Origin of the sequence: Ralstonia sp. UBA689 (genome assembly GCF_002298975.1) — a bacterium.
In the GTDB taxonomy this organism is placed as follows: Bacteria; Pseudomonadota; Gammaproteobacteria; order Burkholderiales; family Burkholderiaceae; genus Ralstonia.
Window position 1 is genome coordinate 93,097 of record NZ_DBMV01000037.1, and the last position, 15,410, is coordinate 108,506.

General features: G+C 64.5%; 17 protein-coding genes. 8 read left to right on the plus strand and 9 right to left on the minus strand.

Annotated elements, in window-relative coordinates:
• Nucleotides 1-21: 21 nt before the first annotated feature.
• Complete coding sequence (locus tag B4F51_RS17135; protein WP_296227503.1) at nucleotides 22-1,098, minus strand: porin; 1,077 nt, start codon at nucleotides 1,096-1,098, stop codon at nucleotides 22-24.
• A gap of 167 nt (nucleotides 1,099-1,265) precedes the next feature.
• Here B4F51_RS17135 and gcvA point away from each other — a divergent pair, with 167 nt between their 5' ends.
• The 4 genes from gcvA (at nucleotide 1,266) to B4F51_RS17155 (ending at nucleotide 4,154) form a co-directional block, all read left to right on the plus strand.
• On the plus strand, nucleotides 1,266-2,192 hold the full coding sequence (gcvA, locus tag B4F51_RS17140) for a transcriptional regulator GcvA (protein WP_296227504.1): 927 nt from the start codon (nucleotides 1,266-1,268) through the stop codon (nucleotides 2,190-2,192).
• A 74-nt stretch (nucleotides 2,193-2,266) separates the two neighbouring features.
• A complete protein-coding gene (locus B4F51_RS17145; RefSeq protein WP_296227505.1) occupies nucleotides 2,267-2,689 on the plus strand; it encodes a VOC family protein in 423 nt (140 codons plus the stop codon).
• A 21-nt stretch (nucleotides 2,690-2,710) separates the two neighbouring features.
• Nucleotides 2,711-3,460: a 16S rRNA (uracil(1498)-N(3))-methyltransferase gene (locus tag B4F51_RS17150; RefSeq protein WP_296227506.1), complete on the plus strand. Its 750-nt coding sequence runs from the start codon at nucleotides 2,711-2,713 to the stop codon at nucleotides 3,458-3,460.
• An 82-nt stretch (nucleotides 3,461-3,542) separates the two neighbouring features.
• Nucleotides 3,543-4,154 (plus strand): YidB family protein, encoded by a 612-nt coding sequence (locus tag B4F51_RS17155; protein ID WP_296227507.1) that lies wholly within the window; start codon nucleotides 3,543-3,545, stop codon nucleotides 4,152-4,154.
• Between the two features lie 88 nt (nucleotides 4,155-4,242).
• Here B4F51_RS17155 and B4F51_RS17160 read toward each other — a convergent pair whose 3' ends face one another.
• The 3 genes from B4F51_RS17160 to B4F51_RS17170 form a co-directional block, all read right to left on the minus strand.
• Entirely contained in the window at nucleotides 4,243-4,863 is a 621-nt protein-coding gene (locus B4F51_RS17160) for a barstar family protein (protein WP_296227508.1), read from the minus strand.
• On the minus strand, nucleotides 4,860-5,288 hold the full coding sequence (locus B4F51_RS17165) for a ribonuclease (RefSeq protein ID WP_296227509.1): 429 nt from the start codon (nucleotides 5,286-5,288) through the stop codon (nucleotides 4,860-4,862). The genes B4F51_RS17160 and B4F51_RS17165 overlap by 4 nt, the downstream gene beginning before the upstream one ends.
• 477 nt (nucleotides 5,289-5,765) lie before the next feature.
• Complete coding sequence (locus tag B4F51_RS17170; protein ID WP_296227510.1) at nucleotides 5,766-8,111, minus strand: NADP-dependent malic enzyme; 2,346 nt, start codon at nucleotides 8,109-8,111, stop codon at nucleotides 5,766-5,768.
• Nucleotides 8,112-8,352: 241 nt separating this feature from the next.
• Here B4F51_RS17170 and thiL point away from each other — a divergent pair, with 241 nt between their 5' ends.
• The 3 genes from thiL to B4F51_RS17185 are packed head-to-tail and all read left to right on the plus strand — an operon-like array spanning nucleotide 8,353 to nucleotide 10,471.
• Nucleotides 8,353-9,360 (plus strand): thiamine-phosphate kinase, encoded by a 1,008-nt coding sequence (gene thiL, locus B4F51_RS17175; protein ID WP_296227511.1) that lies wholly within the window; start codon nucleotides 8,353-8,355, stop codon nucleotides 9,358-9,360.
• Nucleotides 9,357-9,944 (plus strand): phosphatidylglycerophosphatase A family protein, encoded by a 588-nt coding sequence (locus tag B4F51_RS17180; RefSeq protein WP_296227512.1) that lies wholly within the window; start codon nucleotides 9,357-9,359, stop codon nucleotides 9,942-9,944. The genes thiL and B4F51_RS17180 overlap by 4 nt, the downstream gene beginning before the upstream one ends.
• 26 nt (nucleotides 9,945-9,970) lie before the next feature.
• Nucleotides 9,971-10,471, plus strand: coding sequence for a CinA family protein (locus B4F51_RS17185; protein WP_296227514.1), 501 nt, complete (start codon nucleotides 9,971-9,973; stop codon nucleotides 10,469-10,471).
• On the opposite strand, the gene B4F51_RS17190 is transcribed toward B4F51_RS17185, so the two are convergent.
• Complete coding sequence (locus B4F51_RS17190; RefSeq protein WP_296227515.1) at nucleotides 10,468-10,689, minus strand: metal transporter; 222 nt, start codon at nucleotides 10,687-10,689, stop codon at nucleotides 10,468-10,470. The two genes, B4F51_RS17185 and B4F51_RS17190, sit on opposite strands and share 4 nt — an antisense overlap.
• Before the next feature lie 43 nt (nucleotides 10,690-10,732).
• Nucleotides 10,733-11,548 carry an orotidine-5'-phosphate decarboxylase gene (gene pyrF, locus B4F51_RS17195; protein WP_296227517.1) on the minus strand — a complete coding sequence of 272 codons (816 nt, stop codon included), beginning with the start codon at nucleotides 11,546-11,548 and terminating at the stop codon, nucleotides 10,733-10,735.
• A gap of 213 nt (nucleotides 11,549-11,761) precedes the next feature.
• Between pyrF and corA the strand changes: the two genes are divergently transcribed.
• The gene (gene corA, locus B4F51_RS17200; protein WP_296227519.1) at nucleotides 11,762-12,724 is read left to right on the plus strand and encodes a magnesium/cobalt transporter CorA; all 963 of its coding nucleotides are present in this window, start codon (nucleotides 11,762-11,764) and stop codon (nucleotides 12,722-12,724) included.
• 104 nt (nucleotides 12,725-12,828) lie between these two features.
• On the opposite strand, the gene mtgA is transcribed toward corA, so the two are convergent.
• From mtgA to B4F51_RS17215, 3 genes are read right to left on the minus strand one after another with little or no spacing between them, the layout of a single operon-like run.
• The gene (gene mtgA, locus B4F51_RS17205) at nucleotides 12,829-13,530 is read right to left on the minus strand and encodes a monofunctional biosynthetic peptidoglycan transglycosylase (RefSeq protein WP_296227713.1); all 702 of its coding nucleotides are present in this window, start codon (nucleotides 13,528-13,530) and stop codon (nucleotides 12,829-12,831) included.
• Nucleotides 13,531-13,552: 22 nt separating this feature from the next.
• Nucleotides 13,553-14,467: a shikimate dehydrogenase gene (gene aroE / locus B4F51_RS17210; protein ID WP_296227522.1), complete on the minus strand. Its 915-nt coding sequence runs from the start codon at nucleotides 14,465-14,467 to the stop codon at nucleotides 13,553-13,555.
• On the minus strand, nucleotides 14,467-15,381 hold the full coding sequence (locus B4F51_RS17215; protein WP_296227524.1) for an energy transducer TonB family protein: 915 nt from the start codon (nucleotides 15,379-15,381) through the stop codon (nucleotides 14,467-14,469). Before B4F51_RS17215 ends, aroE begins: the two co-directional genes overlap by 1 nt.
• Nucleotides 15,382-15,410: the final 29 nt, after the last annotated feature.

Below are 15,410 nucleotides of genomic sequence, written 5' to 3' on the forward strand. Positions count from 1 at the left end.
GCTTGGGGAGTGGGCCCGGGGTCAGAACGAGTGGACGATACCCGTATAGGCGCCCAACTGGTTCTTGCCCGGCGCCGGGTTGTTGTTGGTCGCCTCTACCGAGAAGTTGGCGTTGGCGCTGTTCTGCACGGTTCCGACGCTGGCGTACAGCATCGTGCGCTTGGAAAGGTTGTAGTTCGCGCCCAGCATGAACAGGTTGGCATTGCCGCCGCCGTTGTTCACGTTGATGCGGTAGGCCGCGCCAATCAGCGTCAGCGCCGGCGTGAGCTCGTAGTTCACGCCCAGCCAGTAATGGTTGGCCTTGGTGGGCGCGCCGGCTGCTGCGTCGGGCGCAGACAGGTTCTCATACACCGCAAACAGCTTCGCCTTGCCGATGGTGAAGATACCGCCCAGCGTCGCCTCCTTCGAAAAATTGAAGATATCGCTGTACTTACCATTCGGGTCGCGAATCACATCGTAGATCGCGCGCAGTTCCACCGGCCCGGCCGAATAGACGGCCGAGACGCCATCCCGACGGCTATTGGTGAAAGAGCCCGGCTGCTCGCCCAACCCGGTCTGCAGGCCGATCTGGAAACCACCCCAGGTCGGGCTCTGATATTCGACGACGTTGTTGGCGCCGGGCCAGTTGCGCCCGCGCACCAGCGTGGCCGAGCCGATGAACTGCTGACCAGTCGGGTCCAGGTACCAGACGTCGTTGCTGATGAAGAGGTTCTTGCCGGCGGTCAGCGTGCCCCAGGTCGGGCTCGACAGGCCGACGTACGAACGGCGGTTGAACAGCGCGTCACCGTTCGTGCGGCCCTTGGCGGCGCCAAAGCCGGACTCCAGCCGGAACACCGCCTGCAGACCACCACCCAGATCCTCCTTGCCCATCAGGCCGAACATGCTGGTCCCCCACTGGTTGTCGGCGGCGCGCCATAGGCTGCCGCCCGGCGCCGTCGCCGTGGGGGCGACGTTGTTCTGGTAGTCAATGCCGGTGGCGACACGGCCGTAGAGGGTGACATTCGTATCGGCGAGGATGGGAGCGCTCCAGCCTGCCAGCGCAAGCATGAGCCCAAGCGCGCACGCCGGCATCCCGCGAACAGCGGTGGTTCGATTCATGACGTCTCCTGTGATGTTTTTTGTAGGTGGGGTCCGGCGCTTCGCTGGTTTGAGATCGCGGATGCGAAGGTGGCCGCCGTCCCCAGGCGTATTTGTATTCGGCCCGCCCTAAACGTGGCAAACTACAAATTCTTCGTGTGTCGTTAAATTTTTCTTAACGAGAATGCATGGCGCGGCGCCTTCCACCCCTCAATGCATTGCGCGTCTTTGAAGTCGCGGGCCGTCACCTGAGCTTCAGCCGAGCAGCCGACGAGCTTTGCGTGACCAATGCCGCCGTCAGTCACCAGATCAAGCAGCTCGAAGACCACCTCGGTAAGAAGCTGTTCCGGCGCAACAACAACCAGCTCGCGCTGACGGACGCCGGCGATAACTACCTCCCCCGCGTGCGCGACGCCCTGCGCGCGCTCGAACAGGCCACCGACCTGCTGATGGACACCGCCGACGCCCCGCTGCGCGTGGCCGTGCCGCCAACCTTCGGCGCCAAGTGGCTGGTGCCGCGGCTGTATCGTTTCTTCAACCAGCACCCGCATGTGCGCGTCGAGGTCTCCACCGCCGACGTGCAAGACCACGGCCAGTTCGACCTGTGTATCGACGACAGGCAGGTCAACGCGCCCAACCTGCGCGTCGAATGGTTCACCTCAACGGACTTCTTTCCCGTGTGCAACGCCACGCTGCAGGCGGCCATCCGCATGCCGCAAGATCTGGCCGCCCACACGCTGCTGCACGAGCGCGGCGGGCGGCATCTGGCGCACCATCCGACCTGGCAGCAATGGCTCGACGAAGTGGGCGTGCGCCAGATCGACGCCACGCGCGGGCCGGCGTTCTCCGAAGCGCTGATGGCCCTGCAGGCCGCCATCGACGGCCAGGGCGTGGCGCTCGGTCAGGGCATTCTCGTGGAGTACGACATTGCCGCTGGACGCCTAGTGCGGCCGCTGACAACAGAGGCGTCGCTGCGCCTGTCGTACTACCTGATCCACCCGCATCAGGCGGTCGAGCACGCGGGCTTTGCACTGTTCCGCCAATGGCTCGCCGATGAGGTCGCGCGCAGCGGCGGCCGTGCGCGCAACCATCAGGTACCCGGCGAGGTGTTTTGATTTCTTTTTGATTGTGGCGTTGCGGGCGCTCTACACTAGTCGTCCGGCGTTTTCCCATTCGAAGAGAGCCCGCAATGAGCTTCCCCCGCCCCGCCAACACACCGTGGCTCGTCCCGTACCTTACCGTGCACGACACATCGGCGGCCATCGCCTTCTATCGGAACGCCTTCGGCTTCGGCGTACAGGATGAGGTGCGTGATCACGGCCGCCCGATCCACGTCGAGATGACCTACCAGGGCGAGCTGATGCTGATGTTCGCGCCCGAGGGCGCGTTCGGCTCCACCGCCAAGGCTCCGGCCGGCGCGAACTTCGAGTGTCCGCAGAGCTTCCACCTGTACTGCGAAGACGTCGACGCCGTCTATCAGCGCGCGCTGGAACAGGGCGCCACGTCCATCATGGCGCCCCACGATGCCTTCTGGGGCGAGCGCTACGCCGCCGTGCGCGACCCTGATGGCTACCGCTGGGGCATCGCCTGCCGCCGAGCCATCGCCGCCTGATTCACCACAAGGATTGCTTGCATGGGGCTACCCCGCTTTTACATCGACTCGCCGCTCACTCCGCACACGGCCGTCACCCTGCCTGAAGCCGTCACGCGCCATATCCACGTACTGCGCCTGGCCGTGGGCGACGACGTGTGCCTGTTCGATGGTTCCGGTCAGGAATTCCGCGCGCGGCTCGACGCCATCAACAAACGCGACGCCACTGCCAGCCTCGCCGAGGCCACACAGCCCGACACCGAGGCGCGCTATGCCATCACGCTAGCGCAAGGCATTGCCGGCGGCGACAAGATGGACTGGCTGATCGAGAAGGCCGTCGAACTGGGCGTGCACGCCATCGTCCCACTGCAAACCGAGCGTGGCGTGGTGCGGCTCTCCGGCGAGCGCGCGGGCAAACGCGTGCAGCACTGGCAGGCGCTGGTGCAAGCCGCGTGCGAGCAATGCGGGCGAGCGCGTGTTCCGGCCGTTGCGCCCGTCGCCACGCTGTGCGAATGGCTGGCGGCAGCCAAGTCGACGGAGGCTCCGCGCGTATTGCTGTCACCGCGCGGTACGCAGTCGCTCACGCAGTGGGCAGCGCAATCACGCACACAAGTCGAGCGTGCCGGCATCGCATTGCTGATCGGCCCCGAAGGCGGCCTGTCGCCCGACGAAGAGGCGCTTGCCGAAACAGCCGGATTCTTACCGCTGACACTTGGGCGACGTATTCTGAGAACCGAATCGGCGGCGCTGGTTGCTGTGTCCGCGCTGCATGCCGTGCTCGGCGAATTCTGAATTTTGACGACGGAAGATTGACCGTTTGATCCCACCCGGCGGGCCCCTCTCCCCACCCGCCATTGACCAAAGGAGTTTCATCATGGGTCTACTCGATTTGGTGCTCGGCCAAGGCGGCAATGACGCCAGCGGCGCGCAATCGTCCTTGCTAGGCAACAAGAAAGTGCTGCTAGCCGTGGGCGCGCTGGCCTACCTGGCAATGAAGCATGGCGGCAACGCACAAGGCGCCGGCGATGCTGCGGCGCAGGCACAGGATAACCAGGGCGGCGGCCTGCTCGGTTCGCTGGGCGGCCTTCTTGGTGCAGCAGGCGGCGCCGGCGCGCTGGGCAGCCTGCTTGGCGGAGCGGGCGCATCGGGCGGCCTTGGCGGTCTGCTCGGTGGCTTGCTGAGTGGCGGCGGCAATGCCGATCATGCCGCCGCAGTGGACGCCGCGGCACCGTCCGGCATCGGCCCGCTGCAACAGATCCTGGAGCAAGCCGGCCTGGGCGAGCAGGTCAAATCGTGGATCGGCAGCGGCCAGAACCTGCCCGTCTCCGGCGAGCAGATCGCTCAGGCACTCGGTGGCACCGGCGCACTGTCGCAACTGGCCTCCACGTTCGGCATCAATGAAAGCGACCTCGCCAACCAGCTTGCCGAGGGCCTGCCCGAAGCCGTCAATCATCTGACTCCGCAAGGCACCCTGCCGGCCGCCTGAACGGGCAACCGCAGAAAAGCAAAAAGCCCGCATCTGCGGGCTTTCTTATTTCAGCGCCGATCCATCGGCGCTGAATCGTCCTTCAAGCTCACGCGAAGGAGTAGAACACGCGGAACTGCACCTTGCGCTCGGCCCAGAACTCGGCCGCATCGCGGAATACGTCAAGCAGCACCTCGCGCGCCTCCTTATCGAACTTCGGCTGGCACGGCAGGCCTTCGAGCACAATGACGAAGCCCGGCTGCGGGCCGGCCTTGTGGATCATGTCGGTCAGGCAATCGGCCAGCGCATCGAAATTCTTGCCGAAATGCTTCGGGAACAGGAATTCGCGCGCGATCACGTCGAGCACTTCGCTCTTGGTCGTCGCCGTAGAGCAGTTGGCGTACAGGAAATGCTGGCCGAGGCTGGCCGCCGATTCCGCCAGGTCTGCCACGCGAAACGCGCGGATCGACTGCACGATGTTCGGACGCACTGTCTTGAACAAGTTCATGGCGTCTTCGCGACCTCCGTCGTCCGTCTTGCTGATGTCCTGCGTCATGATGTTTTGCGGCACATTCTGCGGCAACTTTGCCGCACCCCCAACGCGCGCGCCCAGGGCTTGCATCCCGACCACGCCATCGTACAGATTTTGCGCCTTGTGCCACGCTTCGCGGGCTACGCGCTCATCACGTGCAGTGAGCGAGTCGTCCAGCCCAAACATGTTGGTCGTCATCGCTGAATCCGTTGAAAACTGTTGTAGTGATCTTCCGTGTAATAGCAGTCGTTGACTGCTCGCTGGTCACCGCCGCAGATGATGCGCTTGGCACCCCGGTTGCGTGCGCCGCGCGTCTTGACGGTGTACTCGTGGTAATAGCCACGCCGCTGCGCAGGCAAACGCCGCTCATAGTTGCCGAACGTGACGCCATCTTTCGCATACGGAAACGGGCCGCCTTGCTCGATCAGTGTCAGTGTGCGCTGCGCCTCATTGGGCAAGTCTGCCGCATGAATGGTTCCCACCGCGGCCATGCCGGTGGTATCTCGGGCAATCGCGTTGGCAGGCAGGCCGGCCACGGACAACGCGAACGTTGCCGCCAGCGCTCCTTGCACCATCGCCAGAGATACGGAGCGGCCGATCCACGCTCCAAGTCGCTTTGTCATCAGCAGGCCCTAACGGGAGAATCGCGCCGACCGGACAGCCCGGCGCAGGTCACAAGCGCAGGTGACCGCCCAAAATACCAGGACGGCCGGTTTGCAGCTGAAAGCGAAGCGGCTCAATGCGTGCGTGAGAGACTGACAGGGAAAGACAAGTCGGGCGAATGCCGAAGACTTGGGGAATCCTTCCGCCTGCAAACGCCTGCAAATTGCGCGCACCAGAACAAGGCGACCTGGTCAGACGTGTGCGCGGAAAACCGCTTTTTTGAACCCGTCCAGCCCGGTGCAGACCTCATGTGCTCAGAAGCACCCCTTCAGCCCGTAAGGGTACGCTCATCGATGACAACAATCAACCGGCGGTGAATGTTTGAAGGGTTTTTTGACACCACACCTAAGTTTGCACAAATGTAAGCGCACGCAAACTTAACGCGCAAAAAAAAGGGAGCACAGTATCGTGCGCTCCCTTTTTTGTTGCACTGCGGATCAGCGTTGCGCCTGCGCGGCGGCATCCACCACGGTCAGAGCCGTCATGTTAAGAATGCGTCGCACCGTGGCCGACGGCGTCAGGATATGCACCGGCTTCTTGGCGCCCAGCAGGATCGGACCAATCGCGATGTTATTGCCGGCGGCCGTCTTCAACAGATTGTAGGCAATATTTGCGGCGTCGATGTTCGGCATCACCAGCAGATTGGCTTCACCCTTGAGCGGCGAGTCCGGCACCAGCGAATCGCGCAGCTTCTGATCGAGCGCAGCATCGCCGTGCATTTCGCCATCGACTTCCAGGTTGGGAGCACGTTCACGCAAGATGGCGAGCGTTTCGCGCATCTTGACGGCGGAAGGCGCCTCCGACGAACCGAAGTTCGAGTGCGACATCAGCGCGACCTTCGGTTTGATACCGAAACGACACAGCTCCTCGGCGGCCATGATGGTGATCTCGGCCAGTTGCTCGGCGGTCGGGTCGACGTTGACGTGCGTATCCGTCAAGAAGATCTGGCGGCCCGGCAATACCAGGCCGTTCATGGCTGCATACACGCAGTTGGTGCCGCCGATGACTTGGTCGATGTAACGCAGGTGCGCGGCGGTGTTACTGACCGTGCCGCAGATCATGCCGTCGGCTTCGCCCTTGTGGATCATGACAGCGCCGATCAGCGTGGAGCGCCGGCGCACTTCCAGCTTGGCGTACTGCGGCGTCACGCCTTTGCGTGCCATCAGCTTGTAATACGTTTCCCAGTAGTCGCGGAAGCGCTCGTCGTGCTCGGGGTTGACCACGGTGAAGTCCACGCCTTCGCGCAGGCGCAGGCCGAAGCGCTCGATGCGGTGGGCGATCACGCCCGGGCGGCCAACCAGGATTGGGCTGGCAAGCTTTTCGTCCACACTGATCTGCACGGCGCGCAGCACGCGCTCTTCTTCACCCTCGGCGAAGACGATGCGCTTGCGGTCCATCGGCACCTTGCGGGCGGCCGAAAAGATCGGCTTCATCAGCGTGCCCGAGTGGTAGACGAACTGCTGCAGGTGTTGGCGGTAAGCGTCCATGTCTTCGATGGGGCGCAGCGCAACGCCGGAATCCATGGCGGCCTGCGCGACGGCCGGCGCGATCTTGACGATCAGGCGCGGATCGAAGGGCTTGGGAATGAGGTACTCGGGGCCGAACGCGAGGTCCTGGATGCCGTAGGCAGAGGCGACGATGTCACTCTGCTCCTGGCGGGCCAGCTCAGCCACCGCGTGCACGGCGGCCACTTCCATCTCACGCGTGATGGTGGTCGCGCCCACGTCCAGCGCGCCGCGGAAGATGAACGGGAAGCACAGGACGTTATTGACCTGGTTCGGATAGTCCGTGCGGCCGGTGCCCATGATGACGTCCGGGCGCACTTCCTTGGCCAGCTCCGGCAGAATTTCCGGGTTCGGGTTGGCCAGCGCGAAGATGATCGGCTTGTCGGCCATGCGTTTGACCATGTCCTGCTTGAGCACGCCAGCGGCGGACAAACCCAGGAAGATGTCGGCGCCGTCGATGACTTCCGCCAGCGTGCGCTTGTCAGTCTTTTGCGCGAAGACGGCCTTGTCCGGGTCCATCAACTCGGTGCGGCCTTCATAGACTACGCCGGCGAGGTCCGTCACCCAGACGTTCTCGCGCGGCAGCCCAAGATCGACCAGCAGGTCCAGGCAGGCCAGCGCTGCAGCGCCCGCGCCCGAAGCCACCAGCTTGACCTTCTTGATGTCCTTGCCGACCACCTTGAGCGCGTTGGTGATGCCCGCGCCCACCACGATGGCGGTGCCGTGCTGGTCGTCGTGGAAGACGGGGATCTTCATGCGCTTGCGCAGCTCGCGCTCGACGAAGAAGCATTCCGGCGCCTTGATGTCTTCCAGGTTGATGCCGCCGAAGGTCGGCTCCAGCGAGGCGATGATATCGACCAGCTTCTGCGGGTCTTTTTCATTGATCTCGATATCAAAAACGTCGATGCCAGCGAATTTCTTGAACAGACCGGCCTTGCCTTCCATGACTGGTTTGGCGGCGTCCGGGCCGATATCGCCCAGGCCAAGCACAGCGGTGCCGTTGGTCACCACGCCCACCAGGTTGCCACGCGCGGTGTAGCGGAAGGAGTTGGTCACGTCGCTGACAATCTCTTCGCACGCTGCGGCCACGCCAGGGGAGTATGCCAAGGCCAGGTCACGCTGGTTCGACAGCGGCTTGGTCGGTGTGACGGAAATCTTGCCCGGGGTCGGAAACTCGTGGTATTCCAGCGCGGCTTTACGCAGGGCGGCGCGTTGCTGCGCCTTGAGTTCTTCATCCGTGCGGGCGGGCTGTTGAGGCTGGGTATCCACCGTGGTCATGGGGGGGTCTCTCGTATCGGGTGGCCAGCGCGCGCGCCGGCCGTCGCATCTAGCGGGCCACCGGGAAACCATATGAGGGTCACGGGATTACGGTCCGCCTCCTTGGGTCCGTCATTTTATATAGTGAAAACCGATCTCACAACGGGATTTTGGGTGGGAGTGCTGTGTGCAACCGCTACAATATTTCACCGTCCTGCCACGGCACCATCGGGCTTGCCCTCCTTCTTCCAACGCTGCTGCCGTGCCCAAGCCTGCCACCCCCGCCAACTCCGCCGATCACGCTGCCGAATTATCCGAATTCGGGCTGATCCGTCGTTATTTCACGCGACCCGCCAAGCAAGCCATTCTGGGCGTCGGCGATGACTGCGCGCTGCTCGGGGTCCGCCCCGGCCATGAGTTGGCGATTTCCACCGACATGTTGGTCGCCGGCCGACATTTCTTTGCGGATGCGGAACCGCGTGCACTGGGCCACAAGGCGCTTGCCGTGAATCTGTCGGACCTGGCTGCCATGGGTGCCGAGCCGCGCGCATTCACGCTGGCCGTGGCCTTGCCAGCGGCCGATCCGGCTTGGCTCGGACCGTTCTCCGAAGGCCTGCTGGCCTTGGCGGACGCCTTCCACTGCGAACTGATCGGCGGCGACACCACGCGCGGGCCGCTCACGCTCAGCCTGACCGTGTTCGGCGACGTACCAGCCGCTGCGGCATTACGCCGCGACGCCGCCCGGCCCGGCGATGACCTTTGGGTCTCAGGCACGGTCGGTGACGCACGGCTTGCCCTGGGGGCCCTGCGCAACGAGTGGGCACTCACGCCCGAGGCGCTTGCCCAGGTTCAGCCGCGCATGGACATGCCAACCCCGCGCGTGGCGCTCGGCTTGGCCCTGCGCGGGGTCGCCCGGGCGGCGCTCGACGTGTCCGACGGATTGCTGGGCGATCTTGGCCACATCCTCGCGCAATCGCGCGTCGGGGCAACCGTCGAGGTGAACCGCGTGCCGCGTTCGGCCACACTCGCCGCCCAGCCGCTGGCGCGCCAGTTGCAGTGCACGCTGGCCGGCGGTGACGATTACGAACTCTGCTTCACCGCGCCCGCTGACGCGCGCGACGCTGTGCTCGCAGCCGGCCAACACGCCGGCGTGGCCGTCACGCGCATCGGCCGCATCGATGCCGAGGCTGGGCTACGCCTGGTCGATGCACACGGCGCGCCGGTCGCCTTCACGCACGGCAGCTTCGATCATTTCTCCTCCGCATCATGATGTCTTCCGCACCGTTTCCGCCTTCCTCATCTTCCAACGCGCCGGGCCAGCCCGAGACGGTAACGCTCGAAGCCGGGCAGACCGCGCAGGTGCGTCGTCCGACCGTGCGCTTCATGTTCGGCCATCCGGCGCGCATCCTGGCACTGGGCTTCGGCTCGGGCCTCTCGCCCATCCTGCCGGGCACAATGGGGACGCTGTATGCGTGGCTGATTTACGTGGTGCTCGCGCGCTGGATTCCCGGGCCGGGCTGGCTGCTGATCTCAGCCATCGGTTTCGTGATCGGCATCTGGGCATGCGCCCGCACCTCACGCGACCTCGGCGTACCCGATCACGGCGCCATGGTGTGGGATGAGATGGTGGCGTTCTGGCTGGTGCTGGCGTTCGTGACGCCCACCACGCTGGGCGGCCAGTTCGCGGCGTTCCTGTGGTTCCGCTTTTTCGACATGGTCAAACCCGCGCCCATACGCCAGTACGATCGATCGCTCAAGGGCTTCGGCCTGCGCGGCGGTTATGGCGTGATGGTCGACGACATCCTGGCGGCGTTCTACACGCTGCTCGTGTTTGCGCTGTGGCGCTCGTTCTGATGTGCTGAAGCTCTGAAGGTCTTGCAATGGCTGAATCCCGCGCCCTGGCCCAGTTGGCTGAACTGGCCGCCGATACGCTGCACAAGCGCAGCCTGATGGTGGCGACGGCTGAATCGTGCACCGGCGGGCTGGTGTCCGCCGCCATCACCGACGTATCGGGCTCGTCGGCATGGTTTGAGCGCGGCTTCGTCACGTATTCCAACGAAGCCAAATCGCAGATGCTGGGGGTGCCGGCGGCGTTGATCCGCGAGCACGGCGCGGTGAGCGAGCCGGTGGCGCATGCGATGGCGGAGGGCGCAGTGCTCAACAGCCGCGCGCAAGTGGCGGTGGCGATTACCGGGGTGGCGGGCCCGACTGGCGGCACGCCCGACAAGCCCGTCGGCATGGTGTGCTTCGGCTGGAGCAACCGGCTGCAAACGCGCGTGCAGACACGCCACTTCAAGGGCGACCGCAAGCAGATCCGCCTGCAGGCCGCCGAACACGCGCTGCGCGGCCTGCTCGATTTCCTGGAATCTGCGGAGTCCTAGCGTTCGCGCTCTAATCCGCGCACGGTCTCGTGCGGATGATCCGGCCGTCGGCGCTCTTCGTGCTCGTGCTCCGGCTGGTGATCGTGGTCATGCTCGCGACGGCGATCGCGGTCATGCTCACGCGTGTCGTCTCGTTCCTTTTCCAAGGTGCGGTCCGGATCCTTGCCCTCTTCTTCCCTGCGCAAACCGAAAGCGGGGTGCTGCGGATACGTGGTCATGGCGTCCTCCCGGCAACCGGACCGATAGCGCGGACGGTACGGATCAGTTGCGGAACTGGTTGATCTGGTCGCGTGTGGCAATGGCTACGCGACGGGCGGCGTCGGCGAAATCGCTGTCGCTGCTGGCGTAGAGAATGGCGCGCGACGAGTTGATCATCATGCCGGTGCCGTCAGCGGTACGGCCGGCGCGCACGGTCGCTTCGACATCGCCGCCCTGGGCGCCAATGCCTGGAATCAGCAGCGGCATGTCGCCGACGATCTCTCGCACCTTGGCAATCTCCTGCGGGAAGGTCGCACCCACCACCAGGCCCATCTGGCCGCTGGTATTCCACACGTTGCGTGCGCGCTCGGCCACAACCTGGTAGACGGGACGGCCGCCGGTTTCCAGGAACTGCACATCGCTGCCGCCCGCATTGGACGTGCGGCACAGCACGATCACGCCCTTGTCGGCGTGCGCCAGGTACGGCTGCATGGAGTCGAAGCCCATGTAGGGGCTGACCGTGATGGCGTCGGCCTGGTAGCGCTCGAAGGCCTCCTTGGCGTAGTGCTCGGCGGTGGAGCCGATGTCGCCGCGCTTGGCGTCGAGAATGACCGGAATGCCCGGGTATGCCTCGTGGATGTAGCTGATGAGCTGCTCGAGCTGGTCTTCGGCACGCTGCGAGGCGAAATAGGCAATCTGCGGCTTGAACGCGCAAACCAGATCAGCCGTGGCGTCAACAATGGCGCGGCAGAATGAGAAGATCGCTCCACCCGTGCTGGTCATCGATGCCGGCAGGCGCGCCGGATCGGGATCGAGCCCGACGCACAGCAGGGAATTGTTGCGCTGCCAGGCGGCAGCCAGTTGCTCAGTGAATCGCATGATGTCGGGAATGTGAGGACGCGGCCGGACTGCCGCATGACTTGCTTGCATTTTACCCGCCGCCCGACCCGGTGGCAGACTCTCCCGGGCGTAGCATCGGCCCCACGCATGCGCGCCAAGTCACCGTTTCTGGCCAAATCCACCCTTTCTTTACGCTACACTCGGCGCGATTTTTCATCCCGCCCGTCCAACGACCGTATCAAGGAATGCCGCATGATCAACCTGTTCGTTGTGCAAAAAGGCCGTCTCGCGCAAGAACAGGTCGAACACCGCAGTGAGTTGCTGCAGCACAAGCCGATCTGGATCGACGTGATCGATCCGGACGACGAAGAGCTGGCCTGGATCAAGGAAGCCTACGGCGTGGTCCTGCCCGAGCTTGAGCAACTGGGGGACCTGGAGGCCTCCGCCCGCTACTTCGAGGGTGAAGACGGCCACATCCACATCCGCACCGACTTCCTGCTCGACGAAGAAACCTCTTCGCGCAACGTGCGCGTGGCCTTCGTGCTGACCAAGGATGTGCTGTTCTCCATCCACGACGAAGACCTCCCCGCCTTCCGCCTCGTGCGCATGCGTGCGCGGCTGCGCCCCGGTTCGGTGCGCAACGCGAAGGACGTGCTGATGGACCTGTACTCGACCGACGCGGAATACTCGGCCGACGCCATCGAAGAAGTCTACGAACGGCTGGAAGATGCCAGCAAACGTGTGCTGGCCGATGAGGTGACCGATCAGGCGGCCCGCGACGTGCTGGAGATCATTGCGCGCGTGGAAGACCTCAACGGCCGCATCCGCCGCGACGTGATGGATACACGCCGCGCGGTGTCGTTCCTGCTGCGCAGCCAGTTGCTCTCGCCCGACCAGCAGAACGAAGCGCGCCAGGTGCTGCGCGACATTGAGTCCATCGAAAACCACACGGCGTTCCTGTCGGACAAGGTCAACTTCTTGATGGACGCCACGGTCGGCTTCATCAACATCAACCAGAACAAGATCATCAAGCTGTTCTCGGTGGTATCGGTGGCGCTGATGCCGCCCACGCTGATCGCCTCGGTCTACGGTATGAACTTCAAGGTGATGCCGGAACTGGAGTGGGTCGAGGGCTACCCCTACGCGATCGTCCTGATGATCATTTCGGCGGCGATTCCGCTGGTGTACTTCCGGCGCAAGGGCTGGCTCAAGTAAAAAGCGCTGCTGAAAAACGCCCCTGGCTAGGCGTGTCGCCGCAGACAGTACTCAAGTACGGCAAGGCGGCAACAACAACGCCAGGGGACGTTTTCTCAGCAGCGCTAATCCGGCAGCGTGGCCGAGCCCATTCGGTTGGCGATGACGGTGGCCTTGCGCGTGAAGTTCACATGCACGTTGGCGCAATAGCTCTTCTTGTCGAAACACTTGGGCGCTGGCAGCGCCGCGGCCAAGCGCGCCGCCTGCCCCACCGTCAACTGCGATGCCGGGCGCTTGAAATAATGCTGCGCGGCGGCCTCCGCCCCGAATACGCCCTCGCCCCATTCCACCGAGTTCAGGTAGATCTCCAGGATGCGCTCCTTGTCGAGCCAGAACTCCAGCATCCAGGTGATGGCAAGCTCCTCACCCTTGCGCAGATAATGGCGCTCGCCCGAGAGGAACAGGTTCTTGGCGAGCTGCTGGGTGATGGTCGAGCCGCCGGCCACGACTCGGCCGCGCCGCTTGTTCTTCTCCCACGCGTCGAGCATGGCGTCGACTTCCCACCCGCTGTGCGAGACGAAATCCGCGTCCTCGCTGGCGATAACGGCACGCTTGAGGTTGCGCGAAATCTGGTCGTAGCCGACCCAGCGGTGATCGATCTTGCAGGTAAAGACGTTCGCGCCGCACAGGCGCATGCGCTCGGCGCGCATGAAGGCGGTGGACGACGGATCGAACACCTGCCAGCTTGCAATCGCGGCGAAAAAGTAGAAGTTGAGCGCGACCACGCCTGCCACGAAGCAGCCGATCACGTAGGCGAGCCAACGCATCATCGTGGGAGTCTGCCCAGCTTCAGCGGCGAGCGCGCGCTGCAACGGCGGCTTCGCCCTGCAGCCCTTCGCGCATGGCCAGCAGCACGGGCGCGGTCTGCGGGCGCACGCCACGCCAGACGAAGAACGATTCCGCCGCCTGCTCGACCAGCATGCCCAGACCGTCCCACGTGCGGGCGCCATGGCGCTTGGCGAATTGCATGAACAGCGTCGGTTGCGGGCCGTACATCATGTCATAGGCCAGCGCGTTCGGTCCGAACGCGCTGCTGGGGATCGGCGGCACCTGCGCCTGCAGGCTGCTGGCCGTGGCGTTGATGATGACGTCGAACACGTCGTCGACGGCGAGTTCGTCGTAGCCGCCGCCCACCAGTTCCACCTCGTGCAGCTTGGCCGAGACTTCGAAGCGCTCCACCAGCTTGGCGGCGCGATCGGCCGTGCGGTTGGCGATGAACACGCGCGCAGGCTTGTGCTCCAGCAGCGGCAGGAGCACACCGCGCGCCGCGCCGCCAGCACCCAGCAGCAGCACGCGTTCGCCTTCGAGGTTGTTACCAATGTTGTGCGTGATGTCGCGCATCAGGCCGACGCCGTCGGTGTTGTCGCCAAGAATCTCGTCGCCGTCGAACTTGAGCGTGTTGACTGCGCCGGCGGACTCGGCCCTCAATGTGAGCGAGGTTGACAGCGCATACGCGTCAAGCTTGAACGGCACGGTCACGTTCAGGCCGCGTCCGCCTTCGCGAATGAAGGTGAACACGGTCTCTTCAAACGCGATCAACTCGGCGTAGATGCGGTCGTAGCGGATGAGCTGACCGGTCTGCTGCGCAAACGCGGCGTGGATGGCGGGCGACTTGCTGTGCGAGATCGGATTGCCGATCACGCCATAGCGGTCCGTGGGCGGCGCACTCGCGGCAGCGAGGATGGCCTCTTGATGCGGCGACATTATCGGGTCTGCAGGTGGGTTTCCAGCCCTGCGCGGGTGAATTTGAAGGTGGCGACCACATCCTGGATGTCGACGCGCTTGCGCATCTCGGCCGGGAAGCCGCCGAACGGCGAGGACGAGCGCACGATGGCCACGGCCTGGCGATCCAGCGCCGGGTTGCCCGAGCTCTTGGCCACTTCGATGCCTTCGATCTTGTAGCCGTCCTGGTTGTAGCCGAGCTGGCCGTCGCGGTTGATGCTGATCACGACAATCAGTTCGCCGTACAGCGGCCGGCCGTTCTGGGTCGGGAAGTTGGCGGTGCCGCGCGTCTCGATCTTGCGGCGCACGGCGTCGTAGTAGCGGGCGTAGTCGACCTGGCGCGCGCTGGCGGCGGTCAGCACATTGCGGCGCGGGCGCTTGGCGTAGTTCTCGAGGTTGCGGTCGATCTCGGCCTGCAGGCGGGCGATCTCGGTTTGCGTGGTGCGGTCGTCGGTGCCGTTGGTGGGCGACGGCTGCGGACGCTCGCCGGGCTTGACCTGGCGTTCGTTGACCAGCGGTGCACGGTCTCTCGATTGCGTGAGCAGGCGACGCTGTTCCAGCTCCAGGAAGTCGAGACGGCGCTGCGTGAGCTTGATGGCATCGCCAGTCTGCTCGTTGGTGTCGGAGGGCAGCGGCGTGGTGGCGCGCTGCTGGTCGTATTCGCCGCCGCCGTTCAGGTTGACCTGCGCCACGGCCGTCGCCTTGGCCGGCGCGGTGGACGATTTGGCGTTGACGAGCACGACATCCAGGCCGGGATCGTCGCGCTTGATATCGAAGGCCTCGGGTGCGACCACGCGCACGAACAGCAGCAGGACGTGCACGGCAAGCGACACCACCAGTGCCTTGGTGAGCGTACTGCTGCCGGACCAGTCCGGACGGTTTGCGAGGGCGGCCATTGGGGCGATTCCTGGGCGATGCGCGAAGA